Annotated in this window: 18 protein-coding genes and 2 tRNA genes; 14 read left to right on the forward strand and 6 right to left on the reverse strand. The window is 67.2% G+C overall.

The features are described 5' to 3' along the window. Positions 1 to 105 precede the first annotated feature (105 nt). A complete protein-coding gene (locus WS96_RS04270) occupies positions 106 to 1,884 on the reverse strand; it encodes a SulP family inorganic anion transporter (RefSeq protein WP_059830864.1) in 1,779 nt (592 codons plus the stop codon). Positions 1,885 to 2,420: 536 nt separating this feature from the next. On the opposite strand from WS96_RS04270, the gene WS96_RS04275 reads away from it, so the two are divergent. Beyond that, positions 2,421 to 3,953 carry a CYTH and CHAD domain-containing protein gene (locus WS96_RS04275; protein ID WP_059830866.1) on the forward strand — a complete coding sequence of 511 codons (1,533 nt, stop codon included), beginning with the start codon at positions 2,421 to 2,423 and terminating at the stop codon, positions 3,951 to 3,953. Positions 3,954 to 4,119: 166 nt separating this feature from the next. Here WS96_RS04275 and WS96_RS04280 read toward each other — a convergent pair whose 3' ends face one another. Then, positions 4,120 to 4,641 carry a DUF6496 domain-containing protein gene (locus tag WS96_RS04280; RefSeq protein ID WP_059830867.1) on the reverse strand — a complete coding sequence of 174 codons (522 nt, stop codon included), beginning with the start codon at positions 4,639 to 4,641 and terminating at the stop codon, positions 4,120 to 4,122. A gap of 289 nt (positions 4,642 to 4,930) precedes the next feature. Between WS96_RS04280 and WS96_RS04285 the strand changes: the two genes are divergently transcribed. From WS96_RS04285 to WS96_RS04320, 8 genes are all read left to right on the forward strand, one after another. Then, a complete protein-coding gene (locus WS96_RS04285; RefSeq protein ID WP_059830869.1) occupies positions 4,931 to 5,920 on the forward strand; it encodes an aliphatic sulfonate ABC transporter substrate-binding protein in 990 nt (329 codons plus the stop codon). A gap of 112 nt (positions 5,921 to 6,032) precedes the next feature. Next, positions 6,033 to 6,119 (forward strand) — tRNA-Leu (locus WS96_RS04290). A gap of 188 nt (positions 6,120 to 6,307) precedes the next feature. Beyond that, positions 6,308 to 6,394 (forward strand) — tRNA-Leu (locus WS96_RS04295). 240 nt (positions 6,395 to 6,634) lie between these two features. Then, positions 6,635 to 7,882: an ROK family protein gene (locus WS96_RS04300; protein ID WP_059826768.1), complete on the forward strand. Its 1,248-nt coding sequence runs from the start codon at positions 6,635 to 6,637 to the stop codon at positions 7,880 to 7,882. After that, entirely contained in the window at positions 7,869 to 9,422 is a 1,554-nt protein-coding gene (locus tag WS96_RS04305; protein ID WP_059785527.1) for a sugar ABC transporter ATP-binding protein, read from the forward strand. Before WS96_RS04300 ends, WS96_RS04305 begins: the two co-directional genes overlap by 14 nt. A gap of 40 nt (positions 9,423 to 9,462) precedes the next feature. Then, entirely contained in the window at positions 9,463 to 10,500 is a 1,038-nt protein-coding gene (locus WS96_RS04310) for an ABC transporter permease subunit (RefSeq protein ID WP_034207155.1), read from the forward strand. Positions 10,501 to 10,587: 87 nt separating this feature from the next. Beyond that, a complete protein-coding gene (locus tag WS96_RS04315; protein WP_059830871.1) occupies positions 10,588 to 11,532 on the forward strand; it encodes an ABC transporter substrate-binding protein in 945 nt (314 codons plus the stop codon). A gap of 134 nt (positions 11,533 to 11,666) precedes the next feature. After that, a complete protein-coding gene (locus tag WS96_RS04320) occupies positions 11,667 to 12,605 on the forward strand; it encodes a carbohydrate kinase family protein (RefSeq protein WP_059830930.1) in 939 nt (312 codons plus the stop codon). Between the two features lie 22 nt (positions 12,606 to 12,627). Here WS96_RS04320 and WS96_RS04325 read toward each other — a convergent pair whose 3' ends face one another. The 3 genes from WS96_RS04325 to WS96_RS04335 form a co-directional block, all read right to left on the reverse strand. After that, entirely contained in the window at positions 12,628 to 14,358 is a 1,731-nt protein-coding gene (locus WS96_RS04325; RefSeq protein ID WP_059830872.1) for a SulP family inorganic anion transporter, read from the reverse strand. Between the two features lie 17 nt (positions 14,359 to 14,375). Next, on the reverse strand, positions 14,376 to 15,002 hold the full coding sequence (locus tag WS96_RS04330; RefSeq protein ID WP_059830874.1) for a ParB-like protein: 627 nt from the start codon (positions 15,000 to 15,002) through the stop codon (positions 14,376 to 14,378). A 126-nt stretch (positions 15,003 to 15,128) separates the two neighbouring features. Beyond that, on the reverse strand, positions 15,129 to 15,671 hold the full coding sequence (locus tag WS96_RS04335) for a GNAT family N-acetyltransferase (RefSeq protein ID WP_059830875.1): 543 nt from the start codon (positions 15,669 to 15,671) through the stop codon (positions 15,129 to 15,131). Between the two features lie 281 nt (positions 15,672 to 15,952). Between WS96_RS04335 and WS96_RS04340 the strand changes: the two genes are divergently transcribed. The 4 genes from WS96_RS04340 (at position 15,953) to WS96_RS04355 (ending at position 21,069) form a co-directional block, all read left to right on the forward strand. After that, positions 15,953 to 17,173 (forward strand): MFS transporter, encoded by a 1,221-nt coding sequence (locus tag WS96_RS04340; RefSeq protein WP_059830877.1) that lies wholly within the window; start codon positions 15,953 to 15,955, stop codon positions 17,171 to 17,173. A 215-nt stretch (positions 17,174 to 17,388) separates the two neighbouring features. After that, the gene (locus WS96_RS04345; protein WP_059830878.1) at positions 17,389 to 18,210 is read left to right on the forward strand and encodes a TetR/AcrR family transcriptional regulator; all 822 of its coding nucleotides are present in this window, start codon (positions 17,389 to 17,391) and stop codon (positions 18,208 to 18,210) included. A gap of 157 nt (positions 18,211 to 18,367) precedes the next feature. Beyond that, on the forward strand, positions 18,368 to 20,122 hold the full coding sequence (locus WS96_RS04350; protein WP_059785511.1) for an AMP-binding protein: 1,755 nt from the start codon (positions 18,368 to 18,370) through the stop codon (positions 20,120 to 20,122). 29 nt (positions 20,123 to 20,151) lie between these two features. Further along, on the forward strand, positions 20,152 to 21,069 hold the full coding sequence (locus tag WS96_RS04355) for a DUF1571 domain-containing protein (protein ID WP_059830879.1): 918 nt from the start codon (positions 20,152 to 20,154) through the stop codon (positions 21,067 to 21,069). A 27-nt stretch (positions 21,070 to 21,096) separates the two neighbouring features. Here the strand turns inward: WS96_RS04355 and WS96_RS04360 are convergent, their stop codons facing one another. Then, positions 21,097 to 21,381, reverse strand: coding sequence for a PXPV repeat protein (locus WS96_RS04360; protein WP_059830881.1), 285 nt, complete (start codon positions 21,379 to 21,381; stop codon positions 21,097 to 21,099). A 295-nt stretch (positions 21,382 to 21,676) separates the two neighbouring features. On the opposite strand from WS96_RS04360, the gene hfq reads away from it, so the two are divergent. Continuing rightward, positions 21,677 to 22,225 carry an RNA chaperone Hfq gene (gene hfq, locus WS96_RS04365; RefSeq protein ID WP_059785501.1) on the forward strand — a complete coding sequence of 183 codons (549 nt, stop codon included), beginning with the start codon at positions 21,677 to 21,679 and terminating at the stop codon, positions 22,223 to 22,225. Positions 22,226 to 22,254: the final 29 nt, after the last annotated feature.

Below are 22,254 nucleotides of genomic sequence, written 5' to 3' on the forward strand. Positions count from 1 at the left end.
GATGCCTGCCCGCCCAGCGCGGGCTGCGCGCACTTCGCAAGGAACGGCTTTCGCGACGCGCGTCTCGCTACCCGCACCCCGTCGTCGCCGCCCGGACGCGGCGCATCATCCTTCGCCTTCCCAATCGTGCCACTCGACCGAATGGGATTTCAGATACGCCGACACGGTTTCGCCGACCGTCGGCATGAAGTAATCCTCGCCGATCCGCTCGTACAATCCGTATCGCTTCAGGCTGTCCTTGACCGGCCCCTTGAGTTCCGCGAAGCAGAGCTGCATGTCCGCATCGTCGAGTTCGCCGTCGAGCCTCGCCAGCATGTCGGCGGCGGTGACGTCGATATCCGTCACGGGCTCGGCCGCGATGGCGACCCAACGGGTACGGGTAGGCGCATCGCGCGCCGCGGTCATCACGCGCTCGTGAAAGATTTCCGCATTGGCGAAGAACAGCGGCGCATCCCAGCGCAGCAGAACCAGCCCGGGGATGCGCCGCGCGTCCGGATGACGCGCGATATCGTGATAGCCCTTCACGCCGTCGCGCCGGCCGAGCACGGCCGAATAAGGACGCCACGCCCGCCAGAGGAAAGCCAGCACGGCAAGCCCGAGTGCGATACCCACGCCGGCCACCACGCCCGACAGCACGACCCCGGCAAAGCATGCGAGCGACTGCACGAATTCCGGACGGCGCAGCCGGTAAAGCCGCCGCAGGCCGGCGATTTCGATCAACGAAAACGAGGCGGCCACGACCACGGCCCCCAGGGTGGCTTGCGGCGTATCGCGGAGCGCCTGCGGGGCAAAAACCAGCAACGCCGCCACGATGAGCGCGGCAATCAGGCCGCAGGCCTGACTCTTCGCACCGGCCCCCTCCGCGACCGGCGTGCGCGATCCGCTGGCCGCGACCGAAAAGCCCTGGAACAGTCCTGCCGCGATATTCGCGATCCCGAGCGCGACGAATTCGCGATTGCGGTCGACACCGTCGCCGCTGCGCATCCCGTATATCTGCGACAGCATGCTGATGTCCGTAAACGACACCAGCGCGATGGCGGCGGCACTGGCCGACAGTGCGAGCCATTCGCTCGACGCAAGCGCCGGAAAGTCCGGCGACGGTAGCCCCCGGGGCAATGTGCCCACTACGCTGACGCCGGCCCGGGCCGCCAGATCGAAACAGGCGGTCCCGACGGTGGCGACGGCCACGGCGACCAGCACTCCCGGTACTTTCGGCGCCCAGCGCCTGAACGCGAGAATGACGGCGAGCGACAGCACACCGATCGACAAGGCCGCGAGGTTCGTTTTGCCGGCAGAAATGGCGCTCGCTACCGCGCGCAGTTGCTGCAGAATCGATGCTTCATGCACGGTCAGGCCGAGCAGCTTCGGTAACTGGCTGACGATGATCGTGACGATGATGCCGTTCAGATAGCCGTAGCGGATCGGCGTAGACAGCAGATCGGTGATGAAGCCCAGCCGGAACAGGCCAACCGCCAGACACAGGCCGCCGGACAGCAACGCAAGCGCGCCCGCGAGCGCGGCCGCATGCGCGGAGTTGCCGTGCGCGAGCGGCACGATGCTCGCCGCGATCAGCGCAATGAGCGCGGAATCGGGCCCGAGCACGAGGATGCGGCTCGGTCCGAACACCGCATAAGTGACCAGCGCGGCAATCGACGCATAGAGCCCCGACGCGGCGGACAGGCCGGACGCGATCGCATAGGCCATGCCGGCGGGCACCAGCACGGCGCTCAGCGTCACCCCCGCGGTGGCGTCGCCCGCCAGCCAGGCCATCCGGTACGTGCCGAGCCATGCGATACCGGGCACGCGGCACGCGATTTCCTTCAATCGTCGTACGAGGCTATCGCCGGCCACACGTGTCGCCCCCGCGCGTCGTGGCCGGCTCATGAACTGTCGGATCTCGTGATTCCATGCCGGGCCCTCTCCCAATCGTCCAACGGCGCGGGCGGCACCTTGCCGCTGTCGTGACAGCCCGGTCGAGCCGTCTCCAGGCTGCCGCGAACGCCGGCGTTTGCGCAACGCGTTCGGATCGATCGCACTGCGCCAGTCCCGACGCGTCAGGTCGCGTAGCGGAAACGTCACGCATCGGTCCGGGTGCCCGTGTGCAGCAAGCCGCATACCCGCCAGCAGCGCGCAACCGGTCGAACCGCTTCGATTCGAATGCCCCCTTCCCGATGACGACCAGTCGATTTGTACGTTTTACCTGGCTCGCGCACCTGTACGTGTCCGGACCGCGGCGCATGGCGGGGAGGATGCAGAGGGGCGCGAGCCCGCAGGGTATGTCGGCATGCCGGGCGCCATCGGCGGGACGGTCAAGGCCGCCGCCGAAGGGTGCAAAAAATGCTCGCCTGCGTCAGACGGCGAAGCGCCGCCGCCAAACGGCGTGCGAGTCGACCGGCCGATGACGAGAGCAAGGAAGTGCAATGGAAAGGGAACTGAAGCTGCTGGTAGACCGCGAGCATGTGGGTCGAATCCGCGAGTCGCCGCTGTTCGCGAAAAGCAGGAACGCCGGGTGGTCGGACACAACGCTCGTCAGCATCTACTACGACACATCGGAACTCGCATTTCGCCGCTGCAATGCGTCGCTGCGCGTGCGCGATCACGGTGACGAGACGGTCCAGACCATCAAGCTCGACGGCTCGGCGCAGGCAGGCGTGTACGAGCGCGATGAATTCGAAATGCCGGTCGACGGTCACGTACCGGATCTGAGCTTGTTCACCGATTCGATCCCCGCCGACAGCGATCTGGGAAAGCTGATTCGCGACGAACGCACTGCCTCGAATCTCGAAGCGCGCTTCGTCACCAGGATTCGCCGCACGGTGCTGCCATTGCGCCTGCCGTCGGACGAAGAAGTCGAGTTTGCGATCGACGAGGGCACCATCGAAACCGACACGGCTTCGACGCCCATCGTCGCGGTCGAGATGGAATTGAAGCGAGGCCGGCCCGACCGTCTCTATCAGATCGCGCTCGATCTGCTCGCGACGGTCCCGTTGCGCTTCGACCACCTGAGCAAGGCCGATCGCGGCTACGAAATGCTTGTGCAACGACACCAGACGCCCGTGAAAGCGAAGCCGGTGACGCTTCATAAACGGGACAGCATCGAAGACGCCTTCCGCCAGATCGCGCACAATTGCCTCGAGCACATTCACGCGAACGAACGCGGTGTCGTGTCCGGTCACGACCCGTCGAGCGTGCATCAGATGCGGGTCGGCCTGCGGCGTCTGCGCTCGGCGCTCGATCTGTTCGACAAGGTTATTCCCCCTTATCCGGGGCTTCAGGACGAACTGCGCTGGATCGCATCGGAGCTCGGAGAGGCGCGCGACTGGGAGGTACTCGTGCGCTCGACACTCGGCCAGGCACTCGAGCAAACGCAGAAGAAGCCGGAACGTCGGGCAGTGGAACGCGCGTGCCAGCGGGTGGCGACGGAAAAGCGCGCCAAGGCGGCCGCTGCCGCGGCGTCCGTCCGTTACACGCGACTGATTCTGCAACTGACGCTATGGCTAAACGGTGCACGCTGGCGTGACGGCATGTCGCCCGAGGCGTCCGAAGCCGTGCAAAAGCCGGCGAAGCGGCTTGCATCCGACATAGTGCGTCGCAGGCACAAAAAGTTGCTCAAACGCGGCCGCGGGCTGGCCGGGCTCGACGATCGCCGCCGACATCGGGCGCGTATCGCCGCGAAGAAACTTCGGTATGCGACGGAATTCTTTGCCTCGTTGTTTTCGAAGTCGGCCGTGAAGCATTACGTGGCGACGTTGAGTACGCTGCAGGACGATCTGGGCTGGCGCAACGACGCGGTGGTCGCGGACCGTCTGCTGGATTCGCTTCCCCGCGTCCACGCCGATACCGCATCGGGCGCAGCTTTCGTGCGAGGGTTCTGGGCTTCGCGCGTGGCCGCCGATTACGCTCACATGAAGAAATTGTGGAAGCGCTTCAGGCGGCTGTCTCCGCCTCGATAGAGATCGCATGCCGGCCACGCCGTATCGAGCCCGGCATAGCCGGCAACCGCTGCGGCAGCGGGTGCTCGCGCAGCAGCCCATTCCGCGCGAGCGCGCAAGGTCTGCCCGTGCTGCCGACGCTTCGCCGGCGCCGCGATCGAGCGCGCGTTGCCGGTCGGCCAACGCGTCAGTGATGATGCGAACGAGCCGCCCGCGTCTGTGCCGCCTTCTTTGCCGCTGCCGAGCGGCCTGCCGCGCCCTTGGTCTGCGCCGCCTTCCTGGCCGCCGCGGAACGGCTCGCGGCCGGACGGCGCGCGGCAGCGCGCTTCGCCTGCTCCGACATCGCGGTCGACGACGCCCCCTTCTTACTCTCGCGCTTCAACACGGCGGTCGTGGTGCGCGAGCGTTTCGCTTTCGATTCGGTGCTCGGGCTCGTCTTTTTCCTGCCTTGTCCCGCAGCGGTGTCCTGCGCCGCCTTCTTGCGGGTCGCTTCGCTCGTCTTGCCCTTCGCGGGCGGCTCGAGATCGACACCCGCACGCCGCGCCTGCGACAGACCGATGGCGATTGCCTGTTTGGCGGAGCGTACGCCGTGCTTGCCGCTGCGTACGCGGTCGATCTCTTCCTTGACGAACTCGCCTGCTTGCGTGCTCGGCGACTTGCCGCTGCGCTTGTCGGCGCGCGCTCGCTGGATTGCTCTTTGTTCGGGCATGATCACTCTCCTCGATAAAGGCATACGCGCTGTTTCGAGCAACGGTCGTACCCGGCGCACTTTGAAGCGCGCGCGTGTGCGGCGACTGCTCGGCGCAATCCGGGTCACCCCGCGCGCAGCCGAAAACCGGCACGCTCCGACACCCGGCGAACGCATCCGAATCAGCGAGCGCTCCGCTTATGCCGACTGGTTGGATCGATAGCAGAATTTATCGGTTATCGACCGCCCTCGGCGTTGGTACGTTAGCCGGCTCGCCTCACCGCAACCCATCCACCGAGGAACCCGCTTGATGACGTCGATGAACCGCCGCGCGTTTGCGCGCACGATACTGGCCGCGGGCCTCGCCGCCGCGGGTATCCGCACGCGTGCGGAAAATGCGCCTGCCGCGCTGCGCATCGGCTACCAGAAATCGTCGACGCTGATCACGCTGCTCAAGGCGCACGGCACACTCGAGCACGCGCTTGCGCCGCTCGGCCTGCGCGTGTCGTGGCATGAATTCGCGAGCGGATTGCCGCTGACCGAGGCGCTCAACGTCGGCGCCGTCGATTTCAGCGCCGACGTCGCCGATACGGTCCCGGTCTTCGCGCAGGCGGCCCATGCGCGTTTCGTGTATGTCGCGCAGGAAGCGCCGTCGCCGAAAGCACAGGCGATCATCGTGAAGAAGGACAGCGCATTGCGCACCCTCGCCGACCTGAAGGGCAAGCGCATCGCGGTCACCAAGGCCGCCGGCAGCCACTACCTGTTGCTCGCCGCGCTCGCACGCGCACGGCTCGCTGCCGCCGATACGGCGATCCACTACCTGACGCCCGCGGACGGCCGCGCGGCGTTCGAGCGCGACAGCGTGGACGCCTGGATCACGTGGGATCCCTATATCGCGTCGGTCGACCAGCGTCCCGATGTGCGGATTCTCGCCGACGGCAGCGGACTCGCATCCTATCAGCGCTACTACCTCGCATCGAGCGGCTTCGCCGCCGCGCATCCCGATGCCGTCCGGATTCTGTTCGACCGCTTGTCGCAGACGGGCACGTGGCTGCGCGATCACCAGCAGGAAGTCGCGAATACGCTCGCGCCCATCTGGGGGCTCGACGCCGCGACGATCGCACGCGCGAATTCGCGACGCAGCTACCTCGTGCGGCCGGTGATCGCGCAACACTTCGGCGAGCAGCAGCAGATCGCCGACACGTTCCTCGCGGCCGGGGTCTTGCCGACCCGAGTCGACACGCAAGAAGCGCAGCGCTGGAATTTCACGGCGAATCGCGCGGAGCCGGTCGGCGTGTGAGATGCCGCCGCGCGAGGGCCGCAAATTTTTTTATGTTGCCGGATGAAATTGTATTGACAGACTTTCCCGGCACGCTACAATAGCGGTCTTCGCATCGCAGCAAGCGAAACGTGCCCAGGTGGCGGAATTGGTAGACGCACTAGGTTCAGGTCCTAGCGGTGGCAACATCGTGGAGGTTCGAGTCCTCTCCTGGGCACCATCTGTTTTTGAAAAGGTCGGCTTTCAGCCGGCCTTTTTTCATTTCGAGCCTCCGAATCGATGCGCATGTTCGGCACGGGCTTCGCCTCCATCAAACTGCCCATTATTTTGGTTCGCGTCCCAAAATTATGTTGACAGTCCGCGAAGACACGCTACAATAGCGGTCTTCGCATCGCAGCAAGCGAACGTGCCCAGGTGGCGGAATTGGTAGACGCACTAGGTTCAGGTCCTAGCGGTGGCAACACCGTGGAGGTTCGAGTCCTCTCCTGGGCACCATCTGTTTTTTGAAAAGGCCGGCTTTTAGCCGGCCTTTTTTCATTTCCGGCCCCGGAACCGTTGCAGGCCCTCCGCCATCCCTCCCCGATTTCGGGTGTCCGCGCCCGCCCTCTTCCGTCGCTCGTCACGAAACAGAAACCGGGATTTCCCTAGGCTGACAGGTTCTCGCTCGCGCGGTTAAATAAATCAACGTGATTTATTTAATGCGCCGCCCAGCGGTGCGACATGGAAGGAGACGCCATGAGAAGCCCGCACTTCGGCCAGGGAAGCAATTCGGCCAACGTGCGCCGTTACAACGAGCGCTTGTTGCTGAAGACGCTGCGCCGCGCGGGCAGCGCATCGAAGGCCGATCTCGCCCGTCTCGCGAGCATGACGGGTACGGCGGTCGGCAGCATCATCGCGTCGCTCGCCGACGCAAAGCTGATCGAGTTCGCCGGCCGCACCGAAGGCCAGCGCGGCCAGCCGGCTTCGCTGATCCGGCTCGATCCGCGCGGCGCGTTCGGCATCGGCGTCCATCTCGACCGGATGCGCATCGAGACGGCGCTCGTCAATTTCGCGGGCGACGTGCTCGGCCGCCGCTCGCATGACACGCTGCTTCCCCCGCCCGCCGACGTGCTCGAGATCGTGCGTCGCGACATCGACGCGATGCAGGCCCTGCTCCCCGACCATGAACGCGCCCGCCTGACCGGCATCGGCGTCGCGCAGCCGTACAACCTCGGCGCGTGGATGCGCGAGCTCGGCCTCGCGCCCGACACGTTCCGCGCGTGGGAAGACGTCGATTTCGCGGCCGACCTCGGTCGCACGCTGTCGCTGCCCGTCTTCGGCGAAAACGACGGCAACGCAGCCGCGATCGCCGAACTGTTCTACGGATACGGCCGGCAGTGCGACGACTTCGTCTACCTGTTCATCGGGCCGGCGATCGGCGGCGGGATCGCGATCGACGGCGACTGCCTGCGCGGCGTGACGGGCAATGCGGGGGACATCGCGGTGATTCCGGTGCCGCCGAGCCGGCTGGCGTCCGCGCCGCCGCCGCGCGGCCAATGGGACATCCTGCTCGCGCGCGCGTCGCTGCATGCACTCGTGCGCCACCTGCGCCATCGCGGCGAAACGGTCGAGAACCGCGCCGATCTCGAAGCATGCATCGCCCGCGGCCTGCCGGCCGTCGACGAATGGATCGACGATTGCGTCGATGCGCTCGCGCCAGCGTTGCGCGCGGTGCTGTGCGTGATCGACGCGCCGGTGGTCGTGATCGACGCCGACACCGACGCCGGCCTGCTCGACGCGGTCACGACCCGCCTGCGCGCGGCGCTCGTGGCCACCGCGCCGGAGGCGCGCGGTACGCCCGTGCTCGTGCGCGGCACGTTCGGCGCCGACGCCGGCGCGATCGGCGCCGCCACGCTGCCGATGTTTTTCAACTTCTCCCCGCGGGCCGGCATCCTCAAGGGCGCCCGCACCGACTCGCAGGAGGTCAACCATGTCGCGATCTGAGTCGCCCCGTCCGTTGCTCGAGATGCGCGGGATCAGCAAGACGTTCCCGGCCGTGCGCGCGCTCGACAACGTCAGCCTGACCGTCTATCCGGGCGAGATCCATTCGCTGATGGGCGAGAACGGCGCGGGCAAATCGACGCTGATGAAGATCCTGTCGGGCGCCTATCGCGCCGACGCAGGCGGCGAGATCCTGATCGACGGCCAACGCATCGACATCGACGGCCCGCTCGCCGCGCGCGATGCCGGCGTCGCGGTGATCTACCAGGAGCTGTGCCTGTCGCCGAACCTGACCGTCGCGGAAAACATCTACGTCGGCCGCGAACTGCGCCGCGGCAACCGGCGCTGGGGCACCATCGACCGCGCGGCGATGGCGCGCGGCTGCCAGGACGTGCTCGCGCGCCTGGGCGCCCCGTTCGGCCCCGACACGCTCGTCGACACGCTGTCGATCGCCGAACAGCAGCTCGTCGAAATCGCACGCGCCGTGCACACCCGCGCCCGCATCCTCGTGATGGACGAGCCGACCACGCCGTTGTCGTCGCGCGAAACCGAACACCTGTTCCGTCTGATCCGCCAGCTGCGCGAGGAAGGCCTCGCGATCATCTACATCAGCCACCGGATGGCGGAGATCTACGAACTGTCCGACCGCGTGTCGGTGCTGCGCGACGGCGCGTACGTCGGCACGCTGGAGCGCGCGGCGCTGTCGGCCGAGCGGCTCGTCGCGATGATGGTCGGCCGCGACATCTCCGGGTTCTACAAGAAGGAACACGCGCCGTACGACCCCGGCCACCTGCTGCTGTCGGTCCGCGACGTCGCCGACGGCGCACGCGTGCGCGGCTGCAGCCTCGACCTGCATGCGGGCGAGGTGCTCGGCATCGCGGGCCTCGTCGGCGCTGGCCGCACCGAACTCGCGCGGCTGATCTTCGGCGCCGAGCCGCGCGTGCGCGGCGACGTGAAGCTCGGCGAGCGCACGTTCGGCGCGCACTCGCCGCGCGACGCGATCGACGCGGGCCTCGTCTACCTGACCGAGGACCGCAAGCGCCAGGGCCTGTTCCTCGACATGAGCGTGCGCGACAACATCAACATCTCGGTGTGCAGCCGCGATGCGCGGCTCGGCGCGCTCGATCTCGCCCGCGGCGCCGAACGCGCACGCGACGCGATCGCATCGCTGTCGATCCGCGTACCGCACGCGAACGTCAACGTCGGCGCGCTGTCGGGCGGCAACCAGCAGAAAGTGCTGCTGTCGCGCCTGCTCGAAACGAAGCCGCGCGTGCTGATCCTCGACGAGCCGACGCGCGGCGTCGACATCGGCGCGAAATCCGAGATCTACCGGATCATCAACGAACTGGCCCGTGCCGGCGTAGGCGTGATCGTGATCTCGAGCGAGCTGCCGGAAATCATCGGCGTCGCCGACCGCGTGCTCGTGATGCGCGAAGGCGAGATCGCGGGCGAACTCGGCGGCCACACGCATACGCCGATCACGCAGGAAGCGATCATCGCGCTCGCCACCGGCTCGCAGGCCGAACTGGCCGACGCGCACTGACCACGGCCCCTTCATTTCCCTCTTCTTTCAAGGTACCGAAATGATCAACCCGACCAAGCAGCGGAACCTCGCTTCCGCGACCGCCCACCCGGTCGCCAACCGCACGCCCCTGATGCGCGGCGCCGATCATCGCGCCCGCATGCAATCGCTGATCCGCACGGCCGGCATGCTGCCGGTGCTGCTGGTCCTGTGCGTCGGCTTCGGCTTCCTGACCGACGGCTTCTTCACGCTGCAGAACCTGTCGATCGTCACGCAGCAGGCGTCGATCAACATCGTGCTCGCCGCCGGCATGACCTTCGTGATCCTGACGGGCGGCATCGACCTGTCGGTCGGCTCGGTGCTCGCCGCCGCGGCCGTCGCGGCGCTGCTCGCGTCGACCATTCCCGGCTGGGGCTGGCTCGGCGTGCCGTTCGCGCTCGCCGTCGGCCTCGTGTTCGGCGCGATCAACGGCGGGCTGATCTCGTTCCTGCGCCTGCCGCCGTTCATCGTCACGCTCGGCGCGATGACGGCCGTGCGCGGCGTCGCCCGCCTGATCGGCAACGACACGACGGTGTTCAATCCGCAACTGCCGTTCGCGTTCATCGGCAACGGCTCGATCCTCGGCGTACCGTGGCTCGTCGTGATCGCATGCGCGGTGATCGCGATCTCGTGGTTCATCCTGCGCCGCACGGTGCTCGGCATGCGGATCTACTCGGTCGGCGGCAACCCGGAAGCCGCGCGCCTGTCCGGCATCAACGTGCGGGCGATCCAGATGTTCGTGTATGCGGCGTCGGGCCTGCTCGCGGGCCTCGGCGCGGTGATGTCGGCCGCGCGCCTGTACGCGGCCAACGGCCTGCAGCTCGGCCAGTCGTACGAGCTCGACGCGATCGCCGCGGTGATCCTCGGCGGCACGAGCTTCGTCGGCGGCGTCGGTTCGATCGTCGGCACGCTGATCGGCGCGCTGATCATCGCGGTGCTGACCAACGGCCTCGTGCTGCTCGGCGTGTCCGACATCTGGCAGTACATCATCAAGGGGCTCGTGATCATCGGCGCGGTCGCGCTCGACCGCTATCGCCAGCGCGACTCGGCCCGGACCTGACATCCCTTTCCTCGTCGCTCAACCATCGAGGCGCAGGCCGGTCCTCCTGCGCCCGTTCGCCAACAGACCTCACGGAGACACAACGACATGTTCAAGCACACCGCCGCCCTGACCGCCGTCGCCTGCGCACTCGCCTTCGGCGCCGGCGCCGCCCATGCAGCCGACAAGCCGCTGAAATCGATCGGCGTCACGGTCGGGTCGCTCGGCAACCCGTACTTCGTCACGATCGTGAAAGGCGCCGAAGCGCGCGCGAAGCAGCTCAACCCGAATGCGAAGATCACGGCCGTATCGGCCGACTACGACCTGAACAAGCAGTTCACGCAGATCGACAACTTCATCTCCGCGCACGTCGACATGATCCTGCTCAACGCGACCGATCCGAAGGCGATCGAGCCGGCGGTGAAGAAGGCGCAGGCGGCCGGCATCACGGTCGTCGCGGTGGACGTCGCGGCGGCCGGCGCGAACGCGACCGTGCAGACCAACAACGTGAAGGCCGGCGAACTCGCGTGCGACTACCTCGCGAAGAAGCTGAACGGCAAGGGCAACGTGATCATCGAGAATGGCCCGCAGGTGTCGGCCGTGATCGACCGCGTGAACGGCTGCAAGGCCGTGCTCGCGAAGAATCCCGGCATCAAGCTGCTGTCGAGCGACCAGGACGGCAAGGGCTCGCGCGAAGGCGGGATGAACGCGATGCAGGGCTACCTGACGCGCTTTCCGAAGCTCGACGGCGTGTTCACGATCAACGACCCGCAGGCGATCGGCAGCGATCTCGCGGCGAAACAGCTGAACCGCCCGAACATCGTGATCACGTCGGTCGACGGCGCGCCCGACATCGAGGTCGCGCTGAAGTCGAACACGCTCGTGCAGGCGTCGTCGAGCCAGGATCCGTGGGCGATGGCGCAGCAGGCCGTCAACGTCGGCTACGGGATCATGAACGGCCAGAAGCCGGCCAACCCGATGATCCTGATCGAGCCGACGCTCGTCACGCGCGACAACGTGAAGGGCTACAAGGGCTGGAGTTCCCCGCGCTGATCGCGGCGACCCGCCCGCGAGGCCGGGCGGTGCCGGGCCACGTCGCCGCGCGCGACGGTCGGCACGGCCCGCCCGTTCGGATTCGGATCAACCGCCGTACGGCCGCGCGCGACGCCGCGGCACGAGGTTTCAACATGACGACGACGTTTCCCCGCCTGATCGTTTTCGGCGAAGCGCTGACCGATTTCATTCGCGACGACGCACGGCACTGGCACAGCATCGCCGGCGGCTCGTGCTGGAACGTCGCGCGCGTCGCGTCGCGACTCGGCGCGCCGACGGCCTTCGCCGGCACGGTGAGCCGCGACATCTTCGGCGACGAACTGATGCGCAAGAGCGCCGACGCCGGGCTCGACATGCGTTTCATCCGGCAGGTCGACCGCGCACCGCTGCTCGCGATGGTCGTATCGAAGCAGCCGCCCCACTATTTCTTCATCGGCGAAAACAGCGCCGATCTCGCGTTCGATCCGGACGACTTGCCCGCCGGCGCCCTCGACGCGGCCGACATCGTGCACGTCGGCTCGCTCGGCGTCGTGCGCGAGCCGCTCGCGTCGCGCCTGATCGCGCTCGCGCAGGCCGCGCGCGCGGCCGGCAAGCGAATCTCGTTCGACCCGAACTTCCGCGCGCCGATGGCCGCGCCGTCGTATCGCGACACGCTACGCCGGCTGACCGCGCTCGCCGACTGGATCAAGGTATCCGACGAGGATCTGCGCGGGCTGTTTCCGGAATTCGACGAAGCGGCCGCGCTCGCGCAACTGCGCGCGTGGGCGCCCGACGCGACGATGCTCGTCACGCGCGGCGCAGCCGGCATGCAACTGCTGCATCGCGATACCGTGCTGTTCCAGCCCGCGTTCCCGACCGAAGTTGCCGACACGGTCGGCTGCGGCGACGCGAGCATCGGCGGCTGGCTCGCGAGCCAGCTTGCACGGCCCGACGCGTCGGCCGTCGAGCATCTGCGCTACGCGGCCGCGTGCGCGGCCGTCGCCTGTGCGCATGCGGGTGCCTATGCGCCGACGGCCGCGGAAGTGGCCGACATGATCGAGCGCACCGCCGCCGGCGCCGCGCTTTCGCGATAGACGGCGCCGACGCGCCGCGCCGTCACGCGGCGGGCGTGCCGTCGTTGCCGTTCGGCGGACTGCCGGCCTGCAACAGTTGCAGGCTTTCGTCGACGCTCAGTTCCGACATCGCAACGTCGTGCAGCGTGTCGTCCGCCGCGCGGCGCAGCGCATGCAGCGCGTGCACCTTGAGCCGCACGAGCGCGAGCCGCAGCCCGCGCGCCGCGCATTCGGCCGCGAACGTGCGCAACGATTCGATCGTCGTGCCGTCGACATCCGGCGTTTCCTCGAGACTCAACATCACGGTCCGTGTGTCCGGCGCGGCCTTCATCAGCGCACGCACGCGATTGAGCATCCGGTCCGCATTCGCGAAGAACAACTGCGCCTCGGGCCGCACGATCAGCACGCCCGGCACCGGCTTCGCGTCGGCATGGCTCGCGACGTCGACGAAATCGTGGCTGTCGCGCAGCCGGCCGAGCACGCTGACGTTCGGTTCGGACAGCTTGCGCAGCGTCAGCAGCAGGCTCACGCCGATGGCCGCGAGCAGCCCGTGCAGCACGCCGAGCACGAGCACCGCGAGCAGCGACGCGATCACGACGAGCCGGTCGCGATGCCAGGCCCAGTACGGCCGGAACACGGACGGATGCAGCGAGTGGCTGACCGCGAAGATCACGATCGCCGCGAGCACGGGCTCGGGCGTACGCGCGAGCTGCGGCAGCAGCAGCCAGACGATCAGCGCGACCACGGCAGCCGCGCACAGGCCGGCCACGCGCGACTGCGCACCGGCCGCCTCGTTCGCCGAAGTCGCCGAATAGCCGGCGCCGACCGGCATCCCGTGCAGCAGGCCCGACACGAGATTCGCACAGCCGAGCGCGACGAGGTCGCGGTTCGGCGACACGGTATCGCCGTGCTTCAGCGCGAAATTGCGGATCGATCCGTACGACTCCGCATACAGGATCAGCATCAGCGCGAATGCGAGCTCGACCGTCTGCATCCATGCGTTGCGGTCGAGATACGGCAAGCCGAATTCGAAGTGCCGGAAATCGATATGGCCGACGACCGCGATTCCGTACCGCCTCCAGTCGATCGCATAACCCGCCGCGATCGACAGCACGATCACGACGAGCGTCGCGGGCACGCGCGAGCCGCGGCCGAGTACGAACAGCAGCGCGAGCGCCGTCGCGCCGAGCACCGCGCTCGCGAGATTCGCGTGCGGCGCGCCGGCGAGCAGGTCGAGCGCGACATGCGGCGCATCGCCGTGCTGCACGGCAATCGCGAGAATCTTCGGGAGCTGCTTGATGACGATCGTCAGCGCGAGACCAAACGTGAAGCCGCGCAACACGGGCCGCGCGACGAAATCCGACATGCCGCCGAGTCGCGCGGCCCCGGCCAGGATGAACAGCACGCCCGTCATCGCGACGAGTGCGGCCGCGAGCGCACGCTGGGCGTCCAGCGCCATTCCCGATTCGGCAAGCACGGTCGCGGCGAGCACCGCGGCCGACGACGACGTCGACGACACGATCGCGAAGCGGCTGCTGCCCGTCAGCGCATAGACGACGAGCCCCGACAGCAGCGCGATCAGGCCGGCCTGCGGCGGCAGGTTGGCGAGCCCCGCATACGCGACCGCCTCGGGAATCAGCAGGCCGGCAATCGACAGGCCGGCCAGCGCATCGAGGCCGACGCGCCGCATGCGCGGTGCGGGCGGCGCGTCGAGCGCCGCGAAATGGTCCGGACGCTGCGGGCCGGCGTCGGGGCGGATCGGGGCGGTCGTCATGAGGCGGTCGGCGCCGGTCAGGGTTTGACGGCAATCACGCCCGACCAGCCGGGCAGATAGCGCGCGTCCTGGTCGTGCGCGCGCTGCAGCGCGATATCGAGCGCCTTCGCGAAGTTCTTGCGGATCTGGTCGAGCGATATGTGCTGACGCAAATAGTCGGCCCACAGGAATTCGCTGAACGGCGTCGCGTCCTTCGCATAGCCGCCCGCCGTGCGCAGCTCGCCGGCGAGGCTGCGGTACGGATCGTCCTCGAGCCCCGTAAGCGCCTTCGGCAAATGCGCATAGTCGCGCCGCGAGCCGTCCGGGCCGAACGGATGCACCCACTGGTTGTGCTCCATCATCCGCCAGAAGATCGTGTCGTCGAGCCACGACAGGTCCTTCAGCAGCATCGCGTTCACGCGCGCCTCGCCCTCCTCGATCAGCGCGAGGCCGAGATGGTGGTGATCGGTGATGTAGTGCAGCCCGTCCGGGCCGAGAACGGCCGGGAACCAGTGCGATTCGATCGCGGCCTTGCGCGCGCGCTTGTTCAGCGCCTTCCAGTGTTTGCGCTTCGCCTTGACTTCGCGATAGCCGACCGTCATCTGGGTCGGACGCAGCGCGTCGAGCCTGACGGGAATGAGATGAACGTCGTTGCCGAGTGCCATGGTCGTACCCCATGTTGCGAATTTCCGGCAACGATACTCCTGATCGCGCAAGCCGTTAATCCCTCATGACCGCGACGTGCGTCCGCTTGACGATCTCTGACACCTGCCCGCGCGCACGACGTCGCACTACGCGCGCAAATCGTTGCGTTCGAGACGATGCCGAATGTAAGGAATGCCGTCGTGCACGACGCTCACGCGCCGCATGCCGAGCTTGCGCGCGACGTTCAGCGAGCCGAGATTGGCCTGCGCGATATCGGCGATCACGCGCGGCAGGCGCACGGTGTCGAACGCATGCCGCACGACGGCCGCCGCGGCTTCGCTCGCGATGCCGCGCCCCCACGTCGCCCGCACGAGCCGCCAGCCGATCTCGACGTCGCGCGACGCGTCCTGATAGTCGGGAATCAGCAGGATCCAGCCGATGAACACCTCGGGCGCGGCCTTCTCGAAGATCGACCAGTAGCCGAGGCCCGGCGGATAGTCGCACGTGATCCGGTGCGTGACGAAGCGTCGATGCTCGTCGGGGTCATGCCACGGGCCCGCGATGTGGCGCGTGACCTCGGGATCGCGATCCATCTCGATGCATGCATCGAGATCGGCCAACACGCGCGGCCGCAGCCACAGCCTCGCGGTTTCGAGCACGGGCAACGTGTCGGCGGAACGGTCATTCATCGGGACTCCTGATGCGGTGGCGTTGCGCATCGAGCGCATTACAGAACGGATACAAAAATCCTTCCGGAAGGATACAGATACCTGTCGCGTGCGTCGCGCGGTTCCGTTTCCGTTTCCGAAACAGTGCATTTCGTAGGGATTATTCCCGATTCGCGGTTATCGCGCCCCACCTCGCGCGGCGCGCAAGCCTACACTCGATCAGTGCCCCCGCGCCGCGCGCGCGCCGGGCCGGCATCCGCATGCAAATCGCGAGCGCGCAAGCCAACGAGGAGACCCCGGACATGAGCTGGACCCGCGAGCAACGCAACGTCACGATCGCCGCCTACCTGGGCTGGACGCTCGATGCATTCGATTTTTTCCTGATGGTTTTCGTGCTGAAGGACATCGCCGCGGAATTCTCGTCGACGATTCCCGCCGTCGCGTTCGCGCTCACGCTGACGCTCGCGATGCGCCCGCTCGGCGCATTGATCTTCGGCCGGCTCGCCGACCGCTTCGGTCGCCGCCCGACGCTGATGGTCAACATCGCGTGCTATTCGCTGCTCGAACTGGCGTCGGGTTTCGCGCCGAGCCTGACCGCGCTGCTCGTGCTGCGCGCGCTGTTCGGCATCGCGATGGGCGGCGAATGGGGCGTCGGCTCCGCGCTGACGATGGAAACCGTGCCGACCCACGCGCGCGGCTTCGTGTCGGGGCTGCTGCAGGCCGGCTATCCGAGCGGCTATCTGCTCGCATCCGTCGTGTTCGGCCTGTTCTACCAATACATCGGCTGGCGCGGGATGTTCATGGTCGGCGTGCTGCCCGCGCTGCTCGTGCTGTACGTGCGGGCGCACGTGCCCGAATCGCCGGCATGGAAACAGATGGAGAAGCGCCCGCGCCCGAGCCTCGGCGCCACGCTGAAGCAGAACTGGAAGCTCACGATCTACGCGATCGTGCTGATGACCGCGTTCAACTTCTTCTCGCACGGCACGCAGGATCTCTATCCGACGTTCCTGCGCGAGCAGCATCGCTTCGATCCGCATACCGTATCGTGGATCACGATCGTGCTGAACATCGGCGCGATCGTCGGCGGCCTGTCGTTCGGCGCGATCTCGGAGCGCATCGGCCGACGCCGCGCGATCTTCATCGCCGCGCTGATCGCGCTGCCCGTGCTGCCGCTGTGGGCGTTCTCGAGCGGCGCGATCGCGCTCGCCGCCGGCGCGTTCCTGATGCAGATCTCGGTACAGGGCGCGTGGGGCGTGATACCGGTTCACCTGAACGAGATCTCGCCCGACGAGATCCGCGCGACCTTCCCCGGCGTCGTCTACCAGCTCGGCAACCTGCTCGCGTCGGGCAACGCGACGATGCAGGCGTCGCTCGCCGTGTCGAACCACAACAATTACGGCTTCGCGCTCGCACTGGTGGCCGGCATCGTCGCCGTCGCGATCGCGGTGCTGATCCTGTTCAGCCGCGAGCGGCGCGGCATCGACATGACGCAATCGGTCAATACGCGTACCACCGCCGGGTGAACCCGCCCGTTGCGGCATCGCATCATCGCGCGCGCCCCGCCCCGCCGGGAGCGGGTGCCGCGCTTTCCGCACCTGCACATCGAACTAGAGGAATTGGTCCAGATTCCGCGCTTGCCCGGTGCGCCCGCGTTTTTTTATCTTAATAAAAACGACTGTTTGAATCAGATAATCAAATCACCTGTTCGCGGCCGGGCAACCGGCATGGGAGGCGGAACATGGCAGTAAGTCAGGAGGGGCGGCCATCTGCGGGACGGTCGTCCGGGGCGCGGTCATCCGGCACGCGGCAGACCGGCGGGACGAAGGCGCGCATTCTCGATGCGGCCGAGGATCTGTTCATCGAACACGGCTTCGAAGCGATGTCGATGCGGCAGATCACCTCGCGCGCGGCGGTCAATCTCGCCGCGGTCAACTACCACTTCGGCAGCAAGGAAGCGCTGATCCACGCGATGCTGTCGCGCCGGCTCGACCAGTTGAACCAGGAGCGCCTCGGCATCCTCGACCGCTTCGATGCGCAACTCGGCACGCACATCACTTGCGAGCACGTGCTCGGCGCGATGTTCATTCCGGCGCTGAAGGCATCGCGCGATCCCGAACGCGGCGGGCCGGGGTTTCTGCGGCTGATCGGCCGCGCCTACACCGATCCTTCGCCGTTCGTGCGCAACTTCCTGACCGCGCACTACGCGAGCGTCGCGGGCCGCTTCTTCGACGCCTTCCAGCGCGCGCTGCCGCACCTGCCCCGCACCGAGCTCGGCTGGCGGCTGCACTTCGCGATCGGCGCGCTGTCCGGCGCGCTCGCGGGCGCCGAAACGGAAAGCCTGATCGACGAATTCTCGCAAGGCCGCACGATGAACGACGTGCAGATGATCGCGCGGCTGTCGTCGCTGATCGTCGCCGCGCTGAAGGCGCCGATGCCCGACAGCGCACAACTGTCGATCTTCGCGGCGGTGCTCGACGACGCCGGTGCAAGCGAAGCATTCGGGCTGCCGCAGTCGGGGTCGACCGCCGCCGAGACGGCGCCGCTGCATTCCACGAACTGAGCGCGCGAGGCCACGCGCGGCTTCCTGTTCACGATTTGATTGATACGCGCGGTCGTGCGCGGCGTCGAGGCGCCCGCGTCGACCGGCCGCGAAGCACGGGGCATGGGCTGGCGCTGGCGCGCCGACCCTCGCCGAGCGCCAAGACCGGAGACACGTCATGTCATCTTCCGCAGCACCCACCTCGGCTCAGATTCCGCCGAACACCGATGCCATCTGGTACGCGTCGTACCCGCCCGGCGTCCCGCACGAGATCGACGTCACGCAATACGCGTCGCTCGTGCAGTTCTTCGACGAATGCACGACCCGCTTCGCCGACCGCGTCGCCTACGTGAGCGCCGGCGCGTCGATGACCTACCGCACGCTCGCGCGGAAAGTCGACGCGTTCGCGTCGTATCTGCAAAGCCTCGGCGTGAAGCCCGGCGACCGCGTCGCGATCATGCTGCCGAACACGTTCCAGTATCCGGTCGCGCTGTTCGGCACGCTGAAGGCCGGCGCGATCGTCGTCAACGTGAATCCGCTCTACACCGTGCGCGAACTCGCGCACCAGTTGAAGGACAGCGGCGCGCAGACGATCGTCGTGTTCGAGAACTTCGCGCGCACGCTGCAGGACGCGCTGCCGGAAACGCAGGTGAAACACATCGTCGTCACCGCGCTCGGCGATCTGCTCGCCGACGGTTTCAACGCGAAAGGACGCCTGATCAATTTCGTGCTGAAGCACGTGAAGAAGCTCGTGCCGGCCTATCACCTGCCGCAGGCGATCCGGCTGCGCTCCGCCCTCGCGCTCGGCGCGCGCGGCAAGCCGCAACCGGTGCAGACCACGCGCGACGATCTCGCGTTCCTGCAGTACACGGGCGGCACGACCGGCGTCGCGAAAGGCGCGATGCTCACACACGGCAACCTGATCGCGAACCTGCTGCAGGCGAAGGCCTGGATCGCCGACCAGGTGTCGGGCGACGTCGAAACCGTGCTCACGCCGCTGCCGCTCTATCATATCTATTCGCTGACGGTGAACGCGTTCATCTTCATGGGGCTCGGCGGGCGCAACATCCTGATCGCGAACCCGCGCGACATGAAGATGGTGATGAAGATCATCCGCCACGAGACGTTCACGGGAATCACCGGCATCAACACGCTGTACAACGCGTTCCTCGACAACGACGAATTCCGCCAGCGCGACTTCTCGAAGCTCAAGCTCGCGATGGCGGGCGGGATGGCGATGCAGCGCGCGGTCGCCGAGCGCTTCCAGCAGGTGACGGGCCGGCCGGTGGTCGAAGGCTACGGTCTCACGGAGTGTTCTCCGATCGTCACGATGAATCCCGTGGACCTGAACGACATGGCAGCGTTCAGCGGTTCGATCGGCCTGCCCGCGCCGTCGACCGTCGTGCGCTTTCGTCGCGAGGACGGCACCTGGGCCGCGATCGGCGAGCCGGGCGAGCTGTGCGTGCGCGGCCCGCAGGTGATGCGCGGCTACTGGCAGCGCCCCGACGAGACGGCCAAGGTGATCGACGCCGACGGCTGGCTCGCCACCGGCGACATCGGCGTGATGGACGAGCGCGGCTTCATCCGCCTCATCGATCGCAAGAAGGACATGATCCTCGTGTCGGGCTTCAACGTGTATCCGAACGAGATCGAGGAAGTGCTCGTGATGCATCCCGGCATCAGCGAAGCCGCGGCGATCGGCATTCCGGACGAAGTACAGGGCGAGCGGATCAAGGTGTTCGTCGTGCGTCGCGACCCGTCGTTGACGGCCGAGGACGTACTCGCGCACTGCCGCAAGAACCTGACCGGCTACAAGATGCCGAAATTCGTCGAGTTCCGCGACGCACTGCCGCAGACGAACGTCGGCAAGATCCTGCGCCGCGCGCTGCGCGACGAGGAACTCGCCAAAATCCAGGCCGCGAAGCAAGGCTGAACGATCCATCGCTGCGGGAGACGCTATCGATGAACGAAGGAATGAAGCGCCGCGCGCGGCATGCCGCCGCGGCAGCCGTCGCATGCGTGCTGTCGCTCGCGCAGGCGGGCTTGCATGCACAGGAACAGGCCGACGCCGCGAGCGCGGCACCGGCCGCCGCGCTCCCCGCGGATCTCGCGAAGGTCGCGCACGAGCCGCTCGCGCAGCAGGCGCGCTGGCTGCGCACGGCGGCCCAGCGCGGCACGCTCGCGCAACTCGACGATGCGACGCTCACGGCGCTCTTCAAGGCGCTCGATCCGCTGGCCGTGCCGCTCTATATCCGTAACGGCCCCAACGGCTATCCGTCTTACCAGTTCACGATGGTGCGTCAGGAGCGCATCAACGGGAAATGGTCCGACACGCCCGACCGCATGCTCGTGAAGACGACCCGCGAGCCGCTGCGCGTGTATGCGAAATGGCTGCCGGGCGGCGCGCATGCCGGGCAGGAGACGATCTACGACACGACGCAGCGCAAGGACGAGATGTACGGCCATCTCGGCGGCCTGCTCGGCAAGATTCCGTTATGGACCGCGATCGACGGCGCGCTCGCGCGCGCCCAGTCGAATCACCAGGTGAAGGATCTCGGCACCGAGTTCATCGCGAACCTGTACCTGACCGAAGGGAAGAAATACCTGGAAGCCGGCGTGCAGCGGCCGACCGACGTGGAAGCCAGGACGATCGGCGGCGTGCGCGTCGTCGCGCTCACGTACGAAACGCCGACCGGCCGGCCGCAGTTCTATGCGAAAAAGGAAGTACTGGGGCTCGACCTGCACGCCCCCTATTTCCGGACCGTCGAGTCCTATGACAACGACGGCAGGATCTTCGAGCGGATCGTCATCGAGAAAATCGCGCCCGCGACCCTCGACGACACCGCATTCGACCCGAAAAACCCCGACTACGCGTTCTGACGCGCACCGACGGGGCCGCCACGGGGCTCAATCGTCATCGTCGTCGCCGTGGTGCCGATGCCAGTGCTTGTAATAGTGCTTGCGCCACTTGCGATAGCGATCGTCGTCGTCATCGCCGTCATAGTCGTATCCGTAGCCCGGATAGGCGACGACGGCGGGCTGCGGCGCCACATAGACCGGCGCCGGTTCGACATAGACCGGCGCGACCGGCACGCCGATGCCGACCGACAGGTCCACATGCCCCGCCATTGCACTACCGGAAACGAGCAACGCCATGCTCCCGATCATCCCTGCCACTTGCCTCTTGTTCATGCTCCGGATCCCTGATGAGCCGGCCTGCCCGGCTCGCGCGATCAATGTAAGCGCGACGCGCGCACCGAGGTGATACGGGGCTGCGAGAGTCGTAACGCGACGTAACGAAACGACGTTGGCCGTTCGGCCTAATCGCGAAAATGCGCGGGAACGTCTATAGTGGGTTACGGTTCGACACAATCACGACTGCGCGCTTCCCTATCGAACAAGGTAGAATTCCGCCAAACGCCTTGTGGACGAACACGCCACACACACGCACAACATATTCTCTGACGCAGGCTCCTGCCGCACCTCAATGGCCAATCCCGCAGAATCCCATCCGCAAAACGACTTCATCAATTCGGCACGCAAGGAACGTAAGCGTGTTGAAATCTATCTCGTCAACGGCATTCGTCTGACGGGGTGTATCGAGTCGTTCGACCAGTATCTGGTGATGCTGCGCACCCCCGTGGGTCTGCAAGGCATCTACAAGCGTGCGATTTCCACGATCCAGCTCGACACCGGCGGCTCGCGCCCCGGCGGCGGCCCCCGCGGCCCGCGCACCGGCGGTCGCCCCGGCGGCCGTGAAGGCGGCGGTCACAGCCCGTACGGCTCGCACGGCGGCCCGCGCGAATCGCGCGGCGACGGCGGCTACGGCGCCCGCGAGCCGCGTGAAGGCTACGGTTCGCGCGAACCGCGCGAAGGCTACGGCGCACCGCGTGAACCTCGCGAGCCGCGTGAAAGCTACGGCGCGCCGCGCGACACCGGCGATGCATCCGGCAACGCCGCGCCGTCGGATTCCCGCGGCGGCAACGGGCCGGTCATCGTGACGCGCCGCCGGCGAATCGTGCCGGACGGCCAGTAAAACAAAAAGGGCAAGCCAACCGGCTTGCC

Origin of the sequence: Burkholderia sp. MSMB1835, from assembly GCF_001526365.1 — a bacterium.
Classification (GTDB): domain Bacteria; phylum Pseudomonadota; class Gammaproteobacteria; order Burkholderiales; family Burkholderiaceae; genus Burkholderia.

What these genes read in the sequence shown, in the direction of transcription:
- WS96_RS04270 (WP_059830864.1), bottom strand. Translation starts at nt 1,884, where the DNA reads ATGAGCCGGCCACGACGCGCGGGGGCGACACGTGTGGCCGGCGATAGC.
- WS96_RS04275 (WP_059830866.1), top strand. Translation starts at nt 2,421, where the DNA reads ATGGAAAGGGAACTGAAGCTGCTGGTAGACCGCGAGCATGTGGGTCGA.
- WS96_RS04280 (WP_059830867.1), bottom strand. Translation starts at nt 4,641, where the DNA reads ATGCCCGAACAAAGAGCAATCCAGCGAGCGCGCGCCGACAAGCGCAGC.
- WS96_RS04285 (WP_059830869.1), top strand. Translation starts at nt 4,931, where the DNA reads ATGACGTCGATGAACCGCCGCGCGTTTGCGCGCACGATACTGGCCGCG.
- WS96_RS04300 (WP_059826768.1), top strand. Translation starts at nt 6,635, where the DNA reads ATGAGAAGCCCGCACTTCGGCCAGGGAAGCAATTCGGCCAACGTGCGC.
- WS96_RS04305 (WP_059785527.1), top strand. Translation starts at nt 7,869, where the DNA reads ATGTCGCGATCTGAGTCGCCCCGTCCGTTGCTCGAGATGCGCGGGATC.
- WS96_RS04310 (WP_034207155.1), top strand. Translation starts at nt 9,463, where the DNA reads ATGATCAACCCGACCAAGCAGCGGAACCTCGCTTCCGCGACCGCCCAC.
- WS96_RS04315 (WP_059830871.1), top strand. Translation starts at nt 10,588, where the DNA reads ATGTTCAAGCACACCGCCGCCCTGACCGCCGTCGCCTGCGCACTCGCC.
- WS96_RS04320 (WP_059830930.1), top strand. Translation starts at nt 11,667, where the DNA reads ATGACGACGACGTTTCCCCGCCTGATCGTTTTCGGCGAAGCGCTGACC.
- WS96_RS04325 (WP_059830872.1), bottom strand. Translation starts at nt 14,358, where the DNA reads ATGACGACCGCCCCGATCCGCCCCGACGCCGGCCCGCAGCGTCCGGAC.
- WS96_RS04330 (WP_059830874.1), bottom strand. Translation starts at nt 15,002, where the DNA reads ATGGCACTCGGCAACGACGTTCATCTCATTCCCGTCAGGCTCGACGCG.
- WS96_RS04335 (WP_059830875.1), bottom strand. Translation starts at nt 15,671, where the DNA reads ATGAATGACCGTTCCGCCGACACGTTGCCCGTGCTCGAAACCGCGAGG.
- WS96_RS04340 (WP_059830877.1), top strand. Translation starts at nt 15,953, where the DNA reads ATGAGCTGGACCCGCGAGCAACGCAACGTCACGATCGCCGCCTACCTG.
- WS96_RS04345 (WP_059830878.1), top strand. Translation starts at nt 17,389, where the DNA reads ATGGCAGTAAGTCAGGAGGGGCGGCCATCTGCGGGACGGTCGTCCGGG.
- WS96_RS04350 (WP_059785511.1), top strand. Translation starts at nt 18,368, where the DNA reads ATGTCATCTTCCGCAGCACCCACCTCGGCTCAGATTCCGCCGAACACC.
- WS96_RS04355 (WP_059830879.1), top strand. Translation starts at nt 20,152, where the DNA reads ATGAACGAAGGAATGAAGCGCCGCGCGCGGCATGCCGCCGCGGCAGCC.
- WS96_RS04360 (WP_059830881.1), bottom strand. Translation starts at nt 21,381, where the DNA reads ATGAACAAGAGGCAAGTGGCAGGGATGATCGGGAGCATGGCGTTGCTC.
- hfq (WP_059785501.1), top strand. Translation starts at nt 21,677, where the DNA reads ATGGCCAATCCCGCAGAATCCCATCCGCAAAACGACTTCATCAATTCG.